Source organism: Rhodoferax fermentans, from assembly GCF_002017865.1.
GTDB classification, from domain to species: Bacteria; Pseudomonadota; Gammaproteobacteria; order Burkholderiales; family Burkholderiaceae_C; genus Rhodoferax; species Rhodoferax fermentans.
Window position 1 is genome coordinate 1,013,792 of sequence record NZ_MTJN01000002.1, and the last position, 19,440, is coordinate 1,033,231.

Genomic DNA, 19,440 nt, shown 5'->3' on the forward strand with positions numbered 1-19,440 from the left:
CCTCTGGCACCCACACAGCGTCACCTTGTCTCGTCAACCAAGCTCAGGAGGACTCATCATGCTGAAGAAAATTTTGGCCCTGGGGGCCATGTTGTATGCAGCTGCAAGCTTTGCCGCTGTGGATGTCAACAAAGCCACCGCTGCCGAGCTGGACAGCATCAAAGGTATTGGACCGGGCATTTCCACCAGAATCCTGGACGAGCGCAAAAAAGGCAACTTCAAGGATTGGACAGATTTCATGGATCGTGTCCAAGGTGTGGGGGAAGGCAACGCTGCCAAATTTTCAAAAGAAGGTTTGACCGTCAATGGTGAAGCCTTCAAGGCGACAATGCCCACCGCCAAAAAAGCCGAAAGCAAGAAAACTGACGCGGCCCAAGCAGGCGCCAGCGCCGCCAAAAAATAGGCCTCAGCCCTGGCTCACCAACAACCCGCTTCGGCGGGTTTTGTTTTTTAGAAAGCCACAGCCCACTCACGCCCGGATACCTGCCCCGGCCTCAGCCAGTTTTCGGTACAAGGTCTGGCGGCTGATGCCCAGTCGCCGCGCCGCCTGGGACACATTGCCCGAACTGGCGTCGAGCGCCTGGTGAATGGCCTGGCGAGACAAGGCCTGCAGGTTATGCAACAAGGTCACGTTGCCGGACTCGGTGGTGCTTGCTGCAGCGTTCTGAACCCGGGCTGGGGACCCTGGCACGGCTGGCACTGGGCCAGCTGCCACCCCGTCTGGCACATGCAGCGTATGTTGCAAGTCTTCCAACAAATCGTCGGGCAGGTGGTCCCAGCTGATGCAGTCCTCGTGTGTACCCAGCATGGCACAGGCGGTGCGCAAGGCATTGGCGTACTGGCGCAGGTTGCCAGGCCAGTTGTGCTGGCAAAAACGCGCCAACACATCTGGCGCCACAGACACCCGGTGCCCCGGGCTCAGGTCAGCCAACAGACGCTCGGTCAACATCACAAAATCTGTTCGCTCGCGCAGCGGCGGCAACAACACCGTCAGCCCGTTGATGCGGTAATACAGGTCGTTGCGAAAACGACCAGCAGCGGCTTCTTCACGCAGTTTGTGATGGCTGGCACAGATCAGGGCAAAGTCCACCGCCACCGGCTGGCCACCACCCAGAGGCGTCACCTGACGCTCCTGCAGCACCCGCAGCAAACGCGCCTGCAGGCCCAGCGGCATATCACCAATCTCGTCCAGAAACAGTGTGCCACTCTGGGCTTCACGCAGGCGCCCGACACTGCCCTCGCGCCGTGCGCCGGTGAAGGCACCCGGGGTGTAACCAAACAACTCGGCCTCGATCAGATTCTCCGGAACAGCAGCACAATTGATAGCAACAAACGCTTTATTTTTGCGGGGTCCGCTGTCATGAGAGGCTCTGGCAAACAGCTCTTTGCCAACCCCGGACTCCCCCTGAATCAGCACCGGTATGGGTTTGTCCAACACCCGCCGGACCTTGTCGGCGGCACTACGCCAGCGCAGGTCACCAGTATCCAGGCTGTGCAGGGCATCCCTCAGGGGGGGCGCGCTGGACACCGGTTGTGGCAGCACCGAGACACAGGTCGGCAACGTATGTTGCACCAGGACATACAAGCCACTGCCATCGAGCTGACGCACCTGGGTGGGCTGCCCGGGGCGTCGCTTGTGGCGGGACAACAACTCGGCCAGCGGAACTTCCAGCCGCTGGTTCAGCTGGACCGCACCGAGGTCGGCGCGACTGAGTTTGAACCAAGCCATGGCAGCGCGGTTGGCCCCAACCAGCCAGCCGTCTTCGGACAGCAGCACAATGCCTTCGGCGATGCTGCCAATACCTTCCAGCTGGGCATGGACATGCAGGCGGATGTGGCGCTGGCAGGTACTGATGATCAGGCGGTTTTCAATCATGCGTGAAGCCATGCCCACCAAACCCAGCGTGTGCGGGTGGCGGCTGCGCTGGTCCCCCGAGATGTCCAGCACCCCCAGCAGCTCAGCCTGCGCCGACAAAATGGGCACGGCGGTGCAGGTCAGAAACTCGTTGCGCTCCAGAAAGTGCTCGGCACCGTGGATCTCCACCCCACTGGCCTCCACCAAAGCGGTACCAATCGCGTTGGTACCCCGCTGCTGCTCATGCCAGTTGGCACCACATGACAAGGCCACACGCTCGGCCCGGCTCAGAAAGTCGGCATGCCCCAGCGTGTGGACCAGGGTGCCGCGCTGGTCCGCCAGGATCACCATGCCCTGGGTGTGGCGCACCTGCTCAAACAGGTGCGCCATCACCGGACGCGAATGCGCGAGTAACTCGTGGTTGGAGGCCATGGTGTGCAGCAGTTCGGCACCGCTGCTGTGCTCAGACTCCGGCACCCGCCCCGCAGGCAGCGAGCCAGCCGCCAGACTGCGCCGCCAGGAGCGCGCCACGCGTTCATCCAGACCACCGGGCGGGCAGTCACCATGTTCCAGCAAATGCAGGCGTGCCTGGCGCAAGGCCACGGCAGTGGGGGGTGTTCGCACGTTGTCTCCTGGGCGGACTGAAGTCCACTCTCTGGTTGTCGTCAGGGCCATGGTGACCAGGCCCACGCGTTCATGCAGCAGGAAGTGTATTGCATGGCCAGGGTGCTCGTCAGACCTGTCACCTTGAGGAACACCTGTCACATTTTGGTACACCTCCTGGCCCCACGGACAACGCTGACACCGCGCACCCACGAAGACATTTTTCAATGAAATCAACCACTTGAGTTGACTCCACTGATCTGGCACGCGACTTGATAGACCCAGCTTGCCGCAAGGCAATTTCATTCACAAAGACACATAAAGAGGACACAAGATGATTTATGCCGCTCCCGGCTCGGCCGGTGCCAAACACAACTTCAAAGCACGTTATGACAACTTCATCGGTGGCAAATTTGTTCCGCCGGTCAAGGGCCAGTACTTTGACGTGGCCACACCCATCACCGGCAAGCCCTACACCCAGGTGGCCCGCTCTGGCGCCGAAGACATTGAGCTGGCGCTGGACGCCGCCCACGCCGCCGCAGACGCCTGGGGCAAGACCGATGCTGCCACCCGCTCCAACATCTTATTGAAAATTGCCGACCGCCTAGAAGCCAATCTGGAGCTGCTGGCCTACGTCGAAACAGTGGACAACGGCAAACCGATCCGCGAAACCCTCAACGCCGACATTCCGCTGACCATCGACCATTTCCGCTACTTTGCTGGTTGCCTGCGCTCACAAGAGGGTGGCATCAGCGAGATTGACGAAAACACCATGGCCTACCACATCCATGAACCCCTGGGTGTGGTGGGTCAGATCATTCCCTGGAACTTCCCGATCCTGATGGCAGCCTGGAAACTGGCGCCAGCCATTGGTGCGGGCAACTGTGTGGTGCTCAAACCGGCCGAGTCCACCCCGGTCAGCATCCTGGTGCTGGCCGAGCTGATTGCCGACATTCTTCCTCCGGGTGTGCTCAACATCGTCAACGGTTATGGTCGTGAAGCGGGCATGCCGCTGGCCAACAGCAAGCGCATTGCCAAGATCGCGTTCACCGGCTCCACCACCACCGGTCGGGTGATTGCCCAGGCAGCTGCCAACAATCTGATCCCGGCCACGCTGGAGCTCGGTGGCAAGTCGCCCAACATCTTTTTTGCCGACGTGATGGACCAGGATGACGGTTTTCTGGACAAAGCCATTGAAGGCCTGGTCTTGTTCGCCTTCAACCAGGGTGAGGTGTGCACCTGCCCGTCACGCGCGCTGATTCAGGAGTCGATCTACGACAAGTTCATGGAAAAGGCCTTGAAACGCGTCGCCGCCATCAAACAAGGCAGCCCGCTCGACACCGACACCATGATGGGGGCACAAGCCTCGCAGATCCAGATGGACAAGATCGAGTCCTACCTCAAACTCGGCAAGGAAGAAGGCGCACAGGTGCTGATTGGTGGAGGGCGTGCCCAGATGGACGGGGATTTGTCCGGTGGTTATTACATCCAGCCCACGCTGTTCAAGGGCCACAACAAGATGCGCATCTTCCAAGAGGAAATCTTTGGCCCGGTACTGGCCGTGACCACCTTCAAGGACGAGGCCGAAGCGCTGGCCATTGCCAACGACACCTTGTACGGCCTGGGTGCCGGTGTCTGGAGCCGCAACGGCAACGTCGCCTATCGCATGGGCCGTGCCATCAAGGCCGGACGGGTGTGGACCAATTGTTACCACGCCTACCCGGCGCACGCCGCTTTTGGGGGGTACAAGGAGTCGGGCATTGGTCGTGAAACCCACAAGATCATGCTGGACCATTACCAGCAGACCAAGAACCTGCTCGTGAGCTACAGCGAGAAAAAGCTGGGCTTCTTCTAACCCTGCGCCACTTGGTGCACAACAGACAAGGGGCGGGCAGCTGCCCCTGTCTGTTGGCAAAGATCGCCACCACCACAAGGAGTTGTTTTGGTCAACAAAGTCATCGCCACACCCGCCGCACTCGAACTCATCGCGTTCCTGAAAACCAAACACGGTCCGGCGCTGATGTTTCACCAATCGGGTGGCTGCTGCGACAACAGCGCCGCCAATTGCTTTCTGCCTGGAGAAATCACCATGGGTGCCGGTGATGTGTACCTGGGTGACATCGGCGGCTGCCCGTTCTACATGGGCAAAGCGCAATACGACTACTGGCAACATACCCAGCTCATCATCGACGTGCTCGAAGGCCAAAGCGGCAACTTCTCGCTCGAAAGCCCAGAGGGCAAGTCCTTTCATACCCGCTCACGGGTGTTCACACCCGCTGAACTGGCCGAGCTGGGCATCGCGGCGCCGACTGCGCCGATGCCATAACACGGCGGCCCAGCGTGTCGGCCCCACAACACTTCACTATCCATAGCAACATGCCCTTTCAAAATAAGGGCTTGAGGCAAAAAACACGCCAAACCGTGCAAACGTCACGGCTGCGTGGTTGTACCAAGTCGCGGGCTGGCGTTAGCATGCTTTCATGCAGCTCAACTTTTTGGCCAAGCATTCCATCAAGACACGGGTCACGCTGTCGACCATGGCCATCTTCCTGGCCAGTTTGTGGAGCCTGTCTTTTTATGCCAGTGTTGAATTAAAGAACGACTTGCAGGCCGGCCTCAGTGCCCAGCAGTTTGCCACCGTGACCCTGTTGTCCAAACAGCTCGATGAGCAGTTGTCCGAGCGACACGCGTGGCTGCAGATGGTGGCCAACGACATCGACGCCAAGCTGCTGCTGGACCCGCCCAAATTGCAAAGCAGCCTGGACCACCGTGCTTTGTTGCCGAGCAAGTTCAACGAGGGGGTGCTGGTGCTCAACAGCCAAGGACTGGTGCTGGCCGACAGTGCCAGTGGCCCCAGGCGCGACGGGCAAACACTGCTGGGGCTGGCCTCGGTACACACCGCACGCAACGAGGGACGCAGCAGCATCGGACAGGTGTCTGTGGCGGCCGGGGTCGGCACCCCCAGTCTCGACATGGCGGCACCACTGCGCGATGCCAGTGGCCGCGTGGTGGGCACGGTGGTCGGCCTCACCAACCTGCGCAAACCCAACCCACTCACGACCGTCACCGCCAACCGCTATGGTCGCACGGGTGGCTACTTGCTGGTCGACCCGCTCCAACGCCGGGTGATTGCCGCCACCGATACCACGCGCCTGATGGAACAACTGCCAGCGGTCGGCCTCAACCCGGTGTTGGACCGTTTTCTGGATGGTTATCAGGGTTCGCTGGTGTTGACCAACCCAAAAGGGGAAGAAGTGCTCGCCTCTGACAAGCGCCTGGCAAGCACCGGCTGGATTCTCTCGGCGGTGCTGCCCACGACCGAGGCGTTTGCCCCGATCCAGGCGATGCAGCAGCGTATGCTGCTGGCCACCCTGCTGCTGACCCTGTTGGCCGGCGGCCTGACCTGGTGGCGTGTGCGACACCAGCTGGCGCCCGTGTTCGACACCATCCGGGCGCTGGGGCGACACCCGCCCCACAAAAAAACGCCGATCAGCCTGCCAGTGAATGCACCCGGAGAAATCGGTGAACTGATCCAGGCCTTCAACACCTTGCTGGCCACCCTGGCACAACGCAACCAGAAACTGCTGGCCCAGCAGGACATGTTGTCGCGCACCGAGGCCTTGGCCCACCTGGGCAGCTGGTCGTGGGATGTTGACACCAACACCACCACCTGGTCGGACGAATTGTTCCAGTTCTTCCGTCTGGACCCGGCCATGGGTGCACCCACACTGCGCCAGCTGGCCGGGCTGTTCATCCCGCAAGACGCCAAACGGCTCGAGGAAGCGGTACAGCGGGCGCTGCACTACGCCATTCCTTTTGAACTGGAATTGCACACCCTGCGCCGCGACGGCGCCCAGCGCTACTACCTGGCGCGCGGTGAGGTGCAGCGTGACGCCCAGCTGGTGGTGCGCCGCCTGATGGGCTCCCTGCAGGATGTGACCGAACAACGCCAGATCCAGGAGACCCTGCAACACAGTTATGGTGCGCTGCAGGCGGTGTTGCAAACCACGCTGGACGGGTTTGTGCGGGCCGACAAGCAGGGGCGGCTGTTGCAGGTCAACCCGGCCTATTGCGCCATGTCGGGCTACTCTCAGGACGAGTTGTTGCAGATGTCCATCCTTGACCTGGAGGTCAGCGAACGGCCAGAAGACATTGCCGCGCGGGTACTGCGCCTGTACCAGACCGGTCGCGACCAGTTCGAAACACGCCACCGGCGCAAGGACGGCACACTGTGGGACGTGGAGGTCAGCCTCACCACCCACACCGATGGTGGCGGTGACATGTTTGCTTTTGTGCGGGACATCACCGAACGCAAACGCGCGCAACTGCAGCTGGAGATGTCGGCCAGTGTCTTCAGCCATGCGCAGGAAGGCATCAGCATCACCGATGTCCACGGCCACATCCTGAACGTCAACGACACCTTTTGCCAGATCACCGGTTACTCACGCGCCGAAGTCATTGGCAAACACACGCGGCTGCTCAAGTCCGAGCGCCAGGACAGCACGTTTTACCAAACCATGTGGAAGGCCCTGCTGATCAATGGCCACTGGAGCGGTGAGATCTGGAACCGGCGCAAAAATGGCGAAATCTATCCCGAGCTGCTGACCATCAGCGCGGTGCGTGACGAGCGCGGGGTGACGCGCCAGTATGTGGCCCTGTTCTCCGACATCTCGGCACGCAAGGCGATTGAGGACAGGGTGCGGCAACTGGCCTTTTTTGACGCCCTGACCGAGTTGCCGAATCGCCGCCTGTTGACCGACCGCCTGAGCCAGATCCTGCTGGCCAACAAACGCAGCGGCCACTTCGGCGCGGTGTTGTTCATGGACCTGGACAACTTCAAGCCGCTCAACGACACCCACGGCCACGCGGTGGGCGACTTGCTGCTGGTCGAAGTGGCGCGGCGCCTCAAAGCCAGTGTGCGCGAGGTCGACACCGTAGCGCGCCTGGGGGGTGACGAGTTTGTGGTGCTGCTCAGCGAACTTGACCTCACGATGGAGACCTCGCAGATACAGGCCATGGCCATCGCCGATAAAATCCGCCGGTCCATTGCCGAGGTGTACCGGCTCACCCGCAACGGCCACACGGGCTCGGCCAGCCAGGCGGTCGAGCACCACTGCACCGCCAGCATGGGGGTGGCCGTGTTTGACCCCAGCCAGACCGACCAGGAAAGCATCTTGCACCATGCCGACGAAGCCATGTACCGCGCCAAAGAAGCCGGGCGCAACCAGGTGGTGCTGTACACCACCTTGCCAGCCAACACCTGAAACTATTGAATCTATAGCTATTCGCCCTGATGAAATAAGGGCTTGAGCCTTGAATTGCCCTTAAATTTATGCACCGCCGCTCCCTCCTCCTGTCTGCCGCTGGCCTGCTGGCCGCTTGCAGCACCTCTGCCCCCCCACCCCCGGCACCGCTGGCCCCACCCGGCCCGCCACGCCAGCCGCGTATTGGCATCGCCCTGGGCGGCGGTGGCACCAAGGGTTTTGCCCATGTGGGGGTGATCAAGGCGCTGGAGGCGCAGGGCCTGCGGCCCGAACTGATCGCAGGCACCAGCGCCGGTAGCGTGGTCGGCGCCCTGTACGCCAGTGGGCTCGACGGTTTTGCGCTGCAGGAACTGGCCTTTGGGCTGGACGAGAGCAAGGTCAAAGACTTCAACCTGCGCAGCCCCTGGGAGGGGCTGGTGATTGGCCAGAAACTGCAGGACTATGTCAACCAGCTGGTCAAAAACCGGACCATCGACCAGTTGTCCAAACCCTTTGTGGCGGTCGCCACACAGGGTGATACCGGCCAGCGGGTCGACTTTGCCCGCGGCAACACCGGGCAGGCGGTGCGCGCCTCCAGCAGCTTCCCGGTGTTTTTCAAACCGACCCAGATCCTCGGCAAAACCTATGTGGACGGTTGCCTGGTGAGCCCGGTGCCGGTGGATGCCGCGCGCAAGATGGGCGCCGACATCGTGATCGGGGTGGACATTTCTGCCCAACTGGAGCGGCGGCTGGTGTTTGACGGCCTGAGCAATGTGATTGATCAATCCCTGGTCATCATGATCAGACGCCTGGGTGAGCAAGAGCTGGCGCGCGCCGATGTGGTGATCCGCCCCAAGGTGGGCAAGATTGGCGTCACCGACTTTGACCAGAAAGACAAAGCCATTCTGGAAGGTGAAAAAGCCGTGGCGCTGGCGCTGGCCGACGTTCGCTTGGCCATCCAGAAGTGGCAGCTCAGCCACCCCTGAGCGTGTTCTAACTCGTCAGGCTCTGCAGGTAGTTGGGCAGGCCCATGCTCTGGATCAGCTCCTGCTGGGTTTCCAGCCAGTCCAGGTGTTCCTCGTTTTCTTCCTTGAGGTGCTCCAGCAGATCACGTGAGACATAGTCCTGCTCGCGCTCACAGGTCGCAATCGCGTCCACCAGAACACTGTGTTTGCGCTGCTCCAGCTGCAAGTCACAGCTGATGATTTCCGGCACATCTTCACCAATCAGGAGCTTGCCAAGTTCCTGCAGGTTGGGCAGCCCTTCGAGCAAAAAGATGCGCTGGATCAGCCGGTCCGAGTGTTTCATCTCGTCAATCGACTGGTGGTAGATCTTGCTGTCGAGCTTCTCGTACCCCTGGTTTTTGGCCATGCGGGCGTGCAGAAAATACTGGTTGATGGCGGTCAGCGATTCACGCAAGGCGCTGTTGAGCACCATCAAAACGGGCTGGGAGATCTTCATGGTGATGGCTCCTAAAGGGGGTGTCAGCTGGCCTGGCTTTGCAGGTAATTGGGCAGGCCAATCTGTTGGATCAGGAACAGCTGCTGTTCCAGCCAATGGGCATGGTCTTCTTCGGTGTCCTTGAGTTGCGCCACCAGGATGTTGCGCGACACATAGTCCTGCTCGGTCTCGCACAGGGCCACACCCTTCTTGAGGTCAGCGCGCACCTTGAACTCCACCGCCAGATCGTTCTCGAGCATGGACACCACGCTGCTACCAATGTTGAGTTGTTCGGGTGTCATGGCAGGTGTGCCGCCCAGCATCAGAATTCTGGCAATCAAGGCACTGGCATGGCCAGTTTCATCGGCCATTTCGTGGGCAATGCGGTCGTGCAACTTGCCATAGCCCCATTCGTGAAACATGCGCGAATGGATGAAGTACTGATCACGCGCAGCAAGCTCGCCGGCCAGAAGGAAGTTGAGATAAGAAAGAACTGCTGGACTGCCTTGCATGGTGGGCTCCTGATGATTGGGTCCGCGCATTGTAGAAATGCACAGACGCACGTCAACCACGTGGGGTCATCACCCACCCCAGCAGATTTGTCAGGGCATCACAGGGCGCAAGACGCTGGCATCTGCTAGCCGGCCAAAGCCAGCAGACCCCGGGCTGGCTGGCCGTTGTGCTCGATGTGGGCAACCAGCTGGTTCGGGTTGCATTCCGCGATGATGCTTCTGGCTTTGCACTCACATTTGCCACACTGGGTGGCCACGCCCAACTCCATCTGGAGGTCATCAAAATCCAGACCCGCGCGCGCACAACGTTCAATCGTTTTGTCATTGACGCGACGGCAAACGCAAATAATCATGACGCTCTTGATCTCCAGTAATGGTAACTATTCCCAGTTGGCAAATGATAACCATTCTTGAAAAGAACAGCAAGCCTGGGGTTGAGCGCCACCTGGGCAGGTTTGTGGCCACCGCCCAAGCTCGCGACATCCGGTGCTTTTGTCTCACCCGAGCTGTGTTGGAGCGCTGACGCTGGAGCGGCGTCTGTTGAGGGGCGAGCTGTCTGTGGCCCCGAGCAACAGCGTGCTTCGGGGATACATCGTTTTTGATAGTGACCAGCCCTTTTTATATAAGGGCTACAGGCTGTTTTGATGCCCAACTAGGGCAATGCAGGGGGCACAAGGAGGTCTGGGCGATGCGCAACTTCGCGGTCCACAAACCGCGCGGCAATTGCCTGAAACGCATCCTGCACCGCCACAAACGCATCGACCACGTCGGGGTCAAAGTGGGTAGCCCGGCCCGCCAGAATGAGTTCGACCGCCTGGGCATGTGACATGCCCGCCTTGTAGACCCGTCGACTGATCAAGGCGTCATACACATCGGCCAGCGCCATCAGGCGGGCACTGATCGGGATGGCATCCCCCACCAGGCCCTGCGGGTAGCCGCTGCCATCCCACTTTTCCTGGTGCGACAAGGCGATTTCCTTGGCCGTGCGCAAAAAATCCACCGTGATGCCCAGCGCTTTCTCCGCGTGTTCAATGGCCTCGAACCCCAGAGTGGTATGGCTTTTCATGATCTCCAGCTCGTGCGGTTCGAAGCCCCCAGGCTTGAGCAGGATGCGATCCGGAATGCCCACTTTACCGATGTCGTGCAGCGGGGCTGACTTGAACAGCATGGTGATATTGGCCTCCGTCAGATACCGCGCAAAACGCGGGTGCTGGCGCAGCTGCAGCGCCAGCGCCTGCACGTAGTACTGGGTGCGCCGGATGTGGTTGCCGGTGTCGGTGTCGCGGGTCTCTGCCAGCGAGGCCAGCGCCAAAATGGTCACATCCTGGATCGCCATCACCTCGGCGGTGCGCCGCGCCACCTCCTGCTCCAGATAGGCGCTTTTGTCGCGCAGGAAATCCGACGAGGCTTTGAGCGCCAGATGGGTTTTGACCCGCTCCTGCAGAATGGGCGGGCTGATCGGTTTGGTGATGTAGTCCACCGCACCCAGCTCAAAGCCCTTGCGCTCGTCCTCGATCTCGGCTTTGGCGGTCAGGAAAATCACCCGGATGTCGCGCGCCTTGGGGTCGGCCTTGAGGCGCTGGCAGACCTCGTAGCCGTCCATGCCCGGCATCATGATGTCGAGCAGGATCAAATCCGGTGGCTGCTCAGAGCTCGCAATACGCAAGGCCTTTTCACCGTTGTTGGCGACCCGCACGATGTAGTCGTCGCGTAGCAGCCCACTCACCAGGGACAGGTTGTCAGGTGTGTCATCCACCACCAGCACCGTGGCTTTGTGGGAGGCCGGGTTGACGTCCATCAGGGCAGGCATCATGGGCTCAAGGTTTTCATAGCAGCACGCAGGTGCAACAAAGCGGCCTCAAAGTCAAACACCTTGACCGCGCTTTCGATCTGACGGTAATGCTGCGGGAAAGCAGCCTCCAGCCAGTCGGCATGTTCACTGACCAGGTCCACAGCGGCCGCGTCGTCGTAGGCCAGCAAAGCATCCAGCCGGTCACACATGGCCTTGAGCTGGACCGGGTCCAGCGCCACACGCGGTCGGGGCGACTCGGTCGGCAGGGCCTGCTCCAACGCATCGATCAGCGCGGTGAGTGGCCCAGCCAAGGCCTGCACCGCAGTGCGCACTGTGGCCATTGCCGCTCCCTGTCGGGCAGCCTCTTCCACCACCGCAGCCAGCGCCTGCACCTGATGTGCGCCGATGCTGCCAGCGGTGCCCTTGGTGGTGTGTGCCAGACGCTCGGCCGTGGCCAGATCCTGCTGGTCCAGCGCCACTTGCAAGCTGCTCAACAAGTCCTTCTGACCCGCCACAAAACGGCGCAGCATCGAAAGGTACAGGGTTCTCTTGCCCAGCACCCGCCGCAGCCCGGCCTGTGTATCGAGCCCGGCAATGTCGGTCGGCGCCAGCCAACCCATGTCTGGGGCGCCGGACACAGCGGGCACCGGGCTCGGCAGCAAGGCGGCCCCCGGGCGCGGTGTGATCCATTTCAGCAAGGTCTGCCACAACCGATCGGGATCGATCGGTTTGGCAATGTGGTCGTTCATGCCCACATCCAGGCAACGCTGGCGGTCACTGTCCTGCACATTGGCGGTCATGGCCACAATCGGCAAGGTGTCCAAGTTCGGCAGATGGCGGATCTCGCGGGTGGCGGTTTCGCCGTCCATCACCGGCATCTGCATGTCCATCAGCACCAGATCAAAGGGGCTGCGCTGCACTTTCTGCAGCGCAATCGCGCCGTTTTCTGCCAGTTCCACCACAAAACCGGCATCACGCAGCAACTCCAGAGCCACTTCCTGGTTGAGGTCGTTGTCTTCCACCAGCAAGATCCGGGCGCCCTTGATGCCCGATAGGTTTTCCACACTGAGCGGCGGCGCCTGTGATGTGCCACGTCGCCCGGCAGACACGTCACCCATCAGGCTCATCACACTCTCGAACAACATCGACGGGTTGACCGGCTTGATCAACACATCGTCCAGCCCGGCCTGGGCGGCGCCCTTGAGCACATCTTCACGGCCAAAAGCGGTGACCATGACCCGGTGCGGAGGGTGCCTCAGAGGCCGTGCCTGCAAACGCCTGGCCACCTCGATGCCGTCCAAGCCGGGCATCTGCCAGTCCAGGAACACAAAGTGAAAAGGCCGCTCCTGGGTCTCGGCCTGGTCCACCGCATGGATGGCACTCGTGCCACCATCGGCCTCCTCCACACCAAAACCCATGCCCTCGAGCATGCCCCGCAGCACCGTGCGGGCGTGGTCGTTGTCGTCCACCACCAGCGCCCGGCAGCCCTGCAAGTCGGCACTCAGGATGCGGCTGGTCTGCGCTGCCACGCCTTTGCCCAGGCGCGCGGTGAACCAGAAGGTGCTGCCCTGGCCCGGCACACTGTCCACCCCCACCTCACCCTGCATCATGTGGGACAGCTTCTTGGCAATCGACAGGCCCAGCCCAGTGCCGCCGTAGTGGCGTGTGGTCGAGCTGTCGGCCTGCTGGAACGACTGGAAAAGCTGGCTGCGCTGCTCGTCCGAGATGCCGATGCCGGTGTCGCGCACCGCAAAATACAGCAGCACATCGTTGTCACTCTGCTCGCGCACCCGCACCACCACATCAACCTCACCCTTTTGGGTGAACTTGACCGCGTTGTTGGCGTAGTTGATCAGCACCTGGGTCAGACGCAGCGGGTCACCCACCAGGTTGTTGGGCACGTCGCGGTCCACGTCAAAGATCAGCTCGAGCCCTTTGGCCGCGACCTTTTCCCCGATCAGGTTACTGACATTGCCCAGCACCTTCTCCAGGTCAAAAGCGATGTGTTCAATCGCCAGTTTGCCGGCCTCGATCTTGGACACGTCCAGGATGTCGTTGATGATGCCCAGCAGGTGCTGGCCCGAGTCCATGATCTTTTTCATGTAGTCGCGCTGGCGCGGCAACAGCTCGGTCTTGAGCATCAGGTGGGTCATGCCAATCACCGCGTTCATGGGGGTGCGGATCTCGTGGCTCATGTTGGCCAGGAAATCGGCCTTGGTGCGTGCAGCGTCTTCGGCCAGTTCTTTGGCACGGCGCATGGCATCGGCGGCGGCACGTTCTTCTGAGATATCGTCCACCACCCACACCGTGCCCTTGCTGTGGTCCGCCACGTCCACCGCCTTGCCGGTCAGACGCACCCAGAACAGGCTGCCATCGAGCCGTTTGAGCAACTGCTCGCGGGTGTGCGCCTGGCCACGCCAGATCACCTCGTAGACCGGGTCACCGCCCAAGGCCTCGGCCTCTGCGTCGGGATACCAGATGCTGGTGCGCTGCCCCACCATGCCGCCTTCGAGCCAGCCAAACAGCTCAGTCAGACGCCGATTGCAGCGCACAAAAACGCGGTCCCTGATCAGTGCCATGCCCGAGGAGGCGGTCTCAAAAATGGCGATCTGCTCCTCCCCCGCCAGCCGCAAGGCAGCGGTGACCTGCTCCAGGTCGGCCGTGCGCTGTGCCACCAGTTCCTCCAGATGGGAGCGGTACCGCGCCAGCTCCAGCGTCATGCGCCGTTTCTCGGTCACATCTTCCTTGATCGCCAGGTAGTGGGTGATGTGGCCATCGGGCTGGCGCACCGGGGTGACATGAACCTCTTCCTCGTAGTCACTGCCGTCTTTGCGGCGGTTGAACAGCACACCCCGCCAGGTGTCACCGCGGGCCAGGGCAGCCCACATGTTTTCATAGGTCTGGGGCGGTGTTTTGCCACTCTTGAGCAGACGCGGGTTGGCACCCAAAACCTCTTCGCGGCTGTAGCCGGTGGTTTGGGTAAAGGCCTGGTTGACGTATTCGATTTCGGCATTCAGGTTGGTGATGACCACACTCTCCGGGCTTTGCTCGACCGCCAAGTAAAGCATGCGCAGCTGGTCCTCGGTGCTTTGCCGCTCGGTGATGTCTTCCTTGACCGCCACATAGTTGCAGATCCGGCCCTCGGCATTCCGCAAGGGGCTGATGATGGCAGCCTCGATGCGTTCACGCCCGTCCTTGGTGCGGTTGACAAAATGCCCGCTCCACTGCTGTCCGGCGGCGAGCGCCTGCCACATCTCCCGAAACACCTTGGGCGGGGTTTTGCCCGAGCTCAGCAACCTGGGGTTCTGGCCGATGACCTCGCTGCGGCTGTAACCAGTGAGGCTGATGAAGGCGTCGTTGACAAACTCGATACGGGCTTGCACATCGGTGATCACCACCGCATGCGGGCTTTGTTCCACCGCCATGCTGATCTTGCGCAGCGCGAGCTCGGCCTGTTTGCGCTCGCTGATGTCGTCCCACAACACCACCATGTAGTCCCGCCCCTGCTGGCGAATCACCCGGGCATTGATCGACACATCAATCTCCCGGCCATCCTTGCGCCGATAGCGGGTTTCAAACCGGGCACCACCCTCTGCCAGCGTCTTGTCCACCCGCTCCTGCAGCGCCCGGGCATCCATCAGCGCCTGGCAGTCCACCAGATTCATCTGCAGCAACTCGTCACGGCTGTAACCCAGGATCTGGCAACTGGCCGCGTTGACCTGTACCAGGCGTAAGGAGGGCAGCTCCACCAGGTTGATGGCATTGGCGGCCTGTTCGACGATGGCATGCATCAGCGCCTGGGTTTCGGCCTCTTGCTCACGTGCGCGGCGCAGCGCAAAGGTTTTGTGCAGCCGCGTGCCCACTGCGTCCAGCAGCGCCTGCTCTTCCGGCAAAAAGGCGGGCCCCGTCCCGGGTGGCAACTCGGCCAGGTAGGCCACACAGATCTGGTGGCGCGGCACCTCCGCCTTGCCACCAAAGTCCACACACAGCTGCTGAGCCTGCTGCAGCGCCGAAGACTCACCCCACACCACACCCGGCGCGGTGATACAGGCAGCAGCCAGCTGCGGAAAACGCATCGCCGCAGGCAAGCGCGCCACCACCTGCTGCAACAGCTCGTCGTCACGGATGGCATCGTTTTCGCTCAGGCGCGACACCTCATGCAAACAGGCCAGCTCCCTCATGCGTTTGTCCAGGTCATTCTGGGCAGATTTGCGCGCCAGCAAGGCATCACGAAACGCCAGAACCGCCACCGCCAGGTCACGCAACAGGCTGGTGCTGTTGTGGCTGAGCGCCTCCACCTCCTTGAGGGCCGGGGGCGAGGCGTCTTGCGCCGCCATGCCCAGCATCGCACCCGACAACAAGGACACCCGCTGCATCATCTGGTGCGCCAGCCAGAGCCAGCCCAGCAACAGCAGCAGCAGCGACACCCCGCCAGTGACACCCAGCTTGATCACATGCGCCTCAAACAGACGAACCTGGTCGGCACTGCGTTGTGCCATGGTGGCGGTGGCCGCATTCACAATGCTGTGGGTGTGTTCGCTGAACGCCACATAACTTTGCCCGGCCCGAAACGCCAGCTGCATGGCAGCCGTCGGATTCTTGGCCGCCAGTGCGGTGGCCTGGACAATCTGCTGGCGGTAGCTGTCAAAGTCCTGGCGCGCCTGCTGGGTGGTCACCACCGCGTCAGGCGAATCCTCCAGCTCCAGCAGTCGGGGCTCCAGACTGGTCAGCCAATTGACCACCGTGGTGTGCACCCGGGCCACACTGCCCGCATCGGCCTGGCCCCGCACCGCCAGATCCAAGGTGTCGGCCACCAGCTTCTGGATCGCGGCCACATCCTGGTTGAGTCGGTTGGCCACCGCCAGTTGGGCGGTGTCCTGGGCTTGCGCCAGGGCCACCACGCGGTATTCCTGGCGCAGGTTGTGCGCGATGGCATAAACAATGCCTCCGGCCGCCACCATGACGGCCAGCATCGGCAGCACAAACAGCAGCCAATACCAGGAACCGCGCCCGCGCATCCGACGACCACCAGTGAGGGGCGAAGCTCGCGTTTGCGCAAACCTCACACCAGCCTCCCCCGGCCCACCCATCTGGCCCGTCCCATGCCAGAAACAGCCTCCACCCACACCAACAAAGTGGCGGCCATAGGGATCCGGGCAAGACAAAGCGGGCGCATGACAAGCATTCTGCCCCACGGCAAGACCCGAGTGTGTGTCTTTCTGCCATCCACTATGCTTTTGAAAGCAATCAACCCTTATCAATCAAGGGCTGTAGTGCAAATAGGCGTTCAAGCCGACACATCACTGGCGTTGGAAAAAAACCATGGCCCAGCACCGTTTGAACAAGCACCTGGGTAGCTGCTGGCGGACTCTGGCCAAGGGCTGGATACAGCTGCGTGCCCCGGGTTCAACCCTCGCTCTGAAACCAGGCATTCCCGCTAAACTTTGCGCTGCATCGCAATAACAAACTGAGGGTGACAGACGCCCTCACCATTCCCAAAGCTGGAGACAACATGCAGGCGTTTTTAAAGTTATCGAATGCCATTGACGGGCTCAACCGTTGGATCGGCAAGTATGTGATCTGGCTCATTCTGGCCTCGACCGTGATCAGCGCCCTCAATGCGGTGGTACGCAAAACCTTCAACGTCAGCTCCAACGCTTTTCTCGAAGTGCAGTGGTACCTGTTTGCAGCAGCTTTTCTGCTGGCCTCGGCCTACACCCTGCTCAATGGTGAACATGTGAAGATCGACGTGTTTTACGGGCGCCTGAGCAAACGCACCCAGACCTGGGTCGATGTGTTTGGCTTCACCTGTTTCCTGCTGCCGTTTTGCAGCGCCATCATCTGGTTCAGCCTGCCGTTTTTCCTGAAAGGTTTCAACAGTGGTGAGATGTCGGGCAACGCAGGTGGCCTGATCCGCTGGCCGGTGTACGCCATGATGCCGCTGGGTTTTGCCCTGCTGTGGTTACAAGGTCTGTCCGAACTGATCAAGCGGCTGGCATTCCTGATGGGACTGATCGACGACCCGACCGAGAAGGTGCTGGGCAAATCCGCCGAGGAAGAACTGGCCGCCGCCATCCAGAAACTGGCTGAAGAAAAAGCCGCGCAAACCAAAGCGGCCTGAGGCCAGGGGAACTCTCATGGAATTCATTGCAACCAACATCGCCCCGATCATGTTCATGGGGCTGATCGTCTTCCTGCTGCTGGGTTTTCCGGTGGCGTTCAGCCTGGGCGCCTGTGGCCTGTTTTTTGGTTTTGTCGGGGTGGAGCTTGGGCTGCTGCCCGAAGCCCTGATGCAGGCGCTGCCGCTGCGCATTTTTGGCATCATGCAAAACGACACGCTGCTGGCGATCCCGTTTTTCACGCTGATGGGCCTGATCCTGGAGCGCAGTGGCATGGCCGAGGACTTGCTCGACACCATCGGCCAGCTGTTTGGCCCCCTGCGCGGCGGGCTGGCTTTTGCGGTGATTTTTGTCGGCGCGCTGCTGGCCGCCACCACCGGTGTTGTGGCCGCCTCGGTGATCTCGATGGGCCTGATTTCCCTACCCATCATGCTGCGTTACGGTTATGACCGGCGCATCGCCACCGGGGTCATTGCCGCCTCGGGCACGCTGGCACAAATCATCCCGCCGTCCCTGGTGCTGATCATCCTGGCCGACCAGCTGGGCCGCAGTGTGGGTGAGATGTACAAGGGCGCTTTTTTGCCCGGCTTTTTGCTCACAGGCATGTATTTTGGCTACGTGGTGCTGGTCACCTTTTTTCGCCCCAGCTGGGTGCCAGCCTTGCCACCCGAGGCGCGCACCATCCGCGAGGACAACGGCAGCAGTGGCCTGCCCTCGCTCGGCATTCTGACGGTCTTGAGTGCCGGTGTGGCGATCTACCTGGGGCAGCACTACGCCGAGGTGCTGAGCTACCTCAAAGGTGAAGAGGTGCTGATGGTGGCCAAAGATGAAACCATTGTGGTGTCTTTGTGTGCCGGTGTGGTGCTGGCCTTTTTGATAGCGGTGTTGAACAAGGTGACCCGCGCCGGGTTGCTGTCACGCATGGCCGAACGCGTCACCTTTGTGTTGATCCCGCCGCTTCTCCTTATTTTTCTTGTGCTTGGCACTATCTTTTTAGGAGTTGCCACCCCCACCGAAGGTGGTGCCATGGGCGCCATGGGCGCGCTGCTGATGGCCGCCAGCCGCAAACGCCTGAGCTTGGCCCTGCTCAAGCAGGCGCTGACCTCCACCACCAAGCTGTCGAGTTTTGTCGTCTTTATCCTGGTCGGCTCGACCGTGTTCAGCCTGGTGTTCCAGGGGGTGGATGGCTCCAAGTGGGTGGAACATCTGCTGAGCTCGGTGCCAGGTGGCCAGCTGGGCTTTTTGATTGTGGTGAACGTGCTGATCTTCTTCCTGGCGTTTTTCCTGGACTTCTTCGAGCTGGCGTTCATTGTGGTGCCCTTGCTGGCGCCGGTGGCAGAGAAGATGGGTATTGACCTGATCTGGTTTGGTGTGCTGCTGGGGGTCAACATGCAGACCTCGTTCATGCACCCACCGTTTGGTTTTGCGCTGTTCTACCTGCGCAGTGTGGCCCCCGGCAAGGCTTACACTGACCGGCTCACCAAGAAGCTGATCCAGCCGGTGACCACGATGCAGATCTATTGGGGCGCGGTGCCGTTTGTGATCATCCAGATCATCATGGTGGGGCTCATCATTGCTTTCCCGGGCATTGTCTCGAGTGGCCTGGACAAAAAAGAGGCGGTGGATCTGGACAAGGTGGCCGCCGAAATGATGGCCAACATGCCGGACGCCGAGCCAGAGGCTCCCGTGCCGGATGCGGACGTGGACCCGACCGAGAGCACCGAACCCCAACCCGAACCGGCGCCGGGCGCCCCCGCTGCGGACGACCCCATGAAAGCCATGGAAGAGTCCATGAAAGCCAACCAATAAGCCGAGCTGTCGCATGCGACCTGTTGCCCAGCGCACAGGTCTGCTCCATAAAAAAACCCGCATCAAG

13 protein-coding genes are annotated in these 19,440 nt (G+C 61.1%); 7 read left to right on the forward strand and 6 right to left on the reverse strand.

The window, feature by feature from the left end:
• Positions 1 to 58 precede the first annotated feature (58 nt).
• Complete coding sequence (locus RF819_RS04995; protein WP_078363957.1) at positions 59 to 403, forward strand: ComEA family DNA-binding protein; 345 nt, start codon at positions 59 to 61, stop codon at positions 401 to 403.
• Between the two features lie 66 nt (positions 404 to 469).
• Here the strand turns inward: RF819_RS04995 and RF819_RS05000 are convergent, their stop codons facing one another.
• Positions 470 to 2,479 carry a sigma-54-dependent Fis family transcriptional regulator gene (locus tag RF819_RS05000; RefSeq protein WP_078363958.1) on the reverse strand — a complete coding sequence of 670 codons (2,010 nt, stop codon included), beginning with the start codon at positions 2,477 to 2,479 and terminating at the stop codon, positions 470 to 472.
• A 313-nt stretch (positions 2,480 to 2,792) separates the two neighbouring features.
• Here RF819_RS05000 and adh point away from each other — a divergent pair, with 313 nt between their 5' ends.
• From adh to RF819_RS05020, 4 genes are all read left to right on the forward strand, one after another.
• A complete protein-coding gene (gene adh / locus RF819_RS05005; protein WP_078363959.1) occupies positions 2,793 to 4,313 on the forward strand; it encodes an aldehyde dehydrogenase in 1,521 nt (506 codons plus the stop codon).
• A gap of 87 nt (positions 4,314 to 4,400) precedes the next feature.
• The gene (locus RF819_RS05010; protein ID WP_078363960.1) at positions 4,401 to 4,784 is read left to right on the forward strand and encodes a DUF779 domain-containing protein; all 384 of its coding nucleotides are present in this window, start codon (positions 4,401 to 4,403) and stop codon (positions 4,782 to 4,784) included.
• Positions 4,785 to 4,938: 154 nt separating this feature from the next.
• Positions 4,939 to 7,722, forward strand: a complete 2,784-nt coding sequence (locus tag RF819_RS05015; protein WP_078363961.1) for a sensor domain-containing diguanylate cyclase — start codon at positions 4,939 to 4,941, stop codon at positions 7,720 to 7,722.
• Between the two features lie 68 nt (positions 7,723 to 7,790).
• The gene (locus RF819_RS05020) at positions 7,791 to 8,687 is read left to right on the forward strand and encodes a patatin-like phospholipase family protein (RefSeq protein ID WP_078363962.1); all 897 of its coding nucleotides are present in this window, start codon (positions 7,791 to 7,793) and stop codon (positions 8,685 to 8,687) included.
• A 7-nt stretch (positions 8,688 to 8,694) separates the two neighbouring features.
• Here RF819_RS05020 and bfr (RF819_RS05025) read toward each other — a convergent pair whose 3' ends face one another.
• The 5 genes from bfr (RF819_RS05025) to RF819_RS05045 all read right to left on the reverse strand — a co-directional run bounded on the left by bfr (RF819_RS05025) (position 8,695) and on the right by RF819_RS05045 (position 16,463).
• Positions 8,695 to 9,162 (reverse strand): bacterioferritin, encoded by a 468-nt coding sequence (gene bfr / locus RF819_RS05025; protein ID WP_078363963.1) that lies wholly within the window; start codon positions 9,160 to 9,162, stop codon positions 8,695 to 8,697.
• Positions 9,163 to 9,185: 23 nt separating this feature from the next.
• The gene (bfr, locus tag RF819_RS05030) at positions 9,186 to 9,653 is read right to left on the reverse strand and encodes a bacterioferritin (RefSeq protein ID WP_078363964.1); all 468 of its coding nucleotides are present in this window, start codon (positions 9,651 to 9,653) and stop codon (positions 9,186 to 9,188) included.
• Positions 9,654 to 9,778: 125 nt separating this feature from the next.
• Positions 9,779 to 10,006 carry a (2Fe-2S)-binding protein gene (locus RF819_RS05035; protein WP_078363965.1) on the reverse strand — a complete coding sequence of 76 codons (228 nt, stop codon included), beginning with the start codon at positions 10,004 to 10,006 and terminating at the stop codon, positions 9,779 to 9,781.
• Positions 10,007 to 10,305: 299 nt separating this feature from the next.
• A complete protein-coding gene (locus tag RF819_RS05040) occupies positions 10,306 to 11,463 on the reverse strand; it encodes a response regulator (RefSeq protein ID WP_244899870.1) in 1,158 nt (385 codons plus the stop codon).
• Positions 11,463 to 16,463 (reverse strand): PAS domain S-box protein, encoded by a 5,001-nt coding sequence (locus RF819_RS05045; protein WP_078363966.1) that lies wholly within the window; start codon positions 16,461 to 16,463, stop codon positions 11,463 to 11,465. Before RF819_RS05045 ends, RF819_RS05040 begins: the two co-directional genes overlap by 1 nt.
• A 494-nt stretch (positions 16,464 to 16,957) precedes the next feature.
• Between RF819_RS05045 and RF819_RS05050 the strand changes: the two genes are divergently transcribed.
• On the forward strand, positions 16,958 to 17,566 hold the full coding sequence (locus RF819_RS05050; protein WP_078366777.1) for a TRAP transporter small permease subunit: 609 nt from the start codon (positions 16,958 to 16,960) through the stop codon (positions 17,564 to 17,566).
• Between the two features lie 16 nt (positions 17,567 to 17,582).
• Positions 17,583 to 19,373: a TRAP transporter large permease gene (locus RF819_RS05055; protein WP_078363967.1), complete on the forward strand. Its 1,791-nt coding sequence runs from the start codon at positions 17,583 to 17,585 to the stop codon at positions 19,371 to 19,373.
• The last annotated feature ends 67 nt before the right edge of the window (positions 19,374 to 19,440 follow it).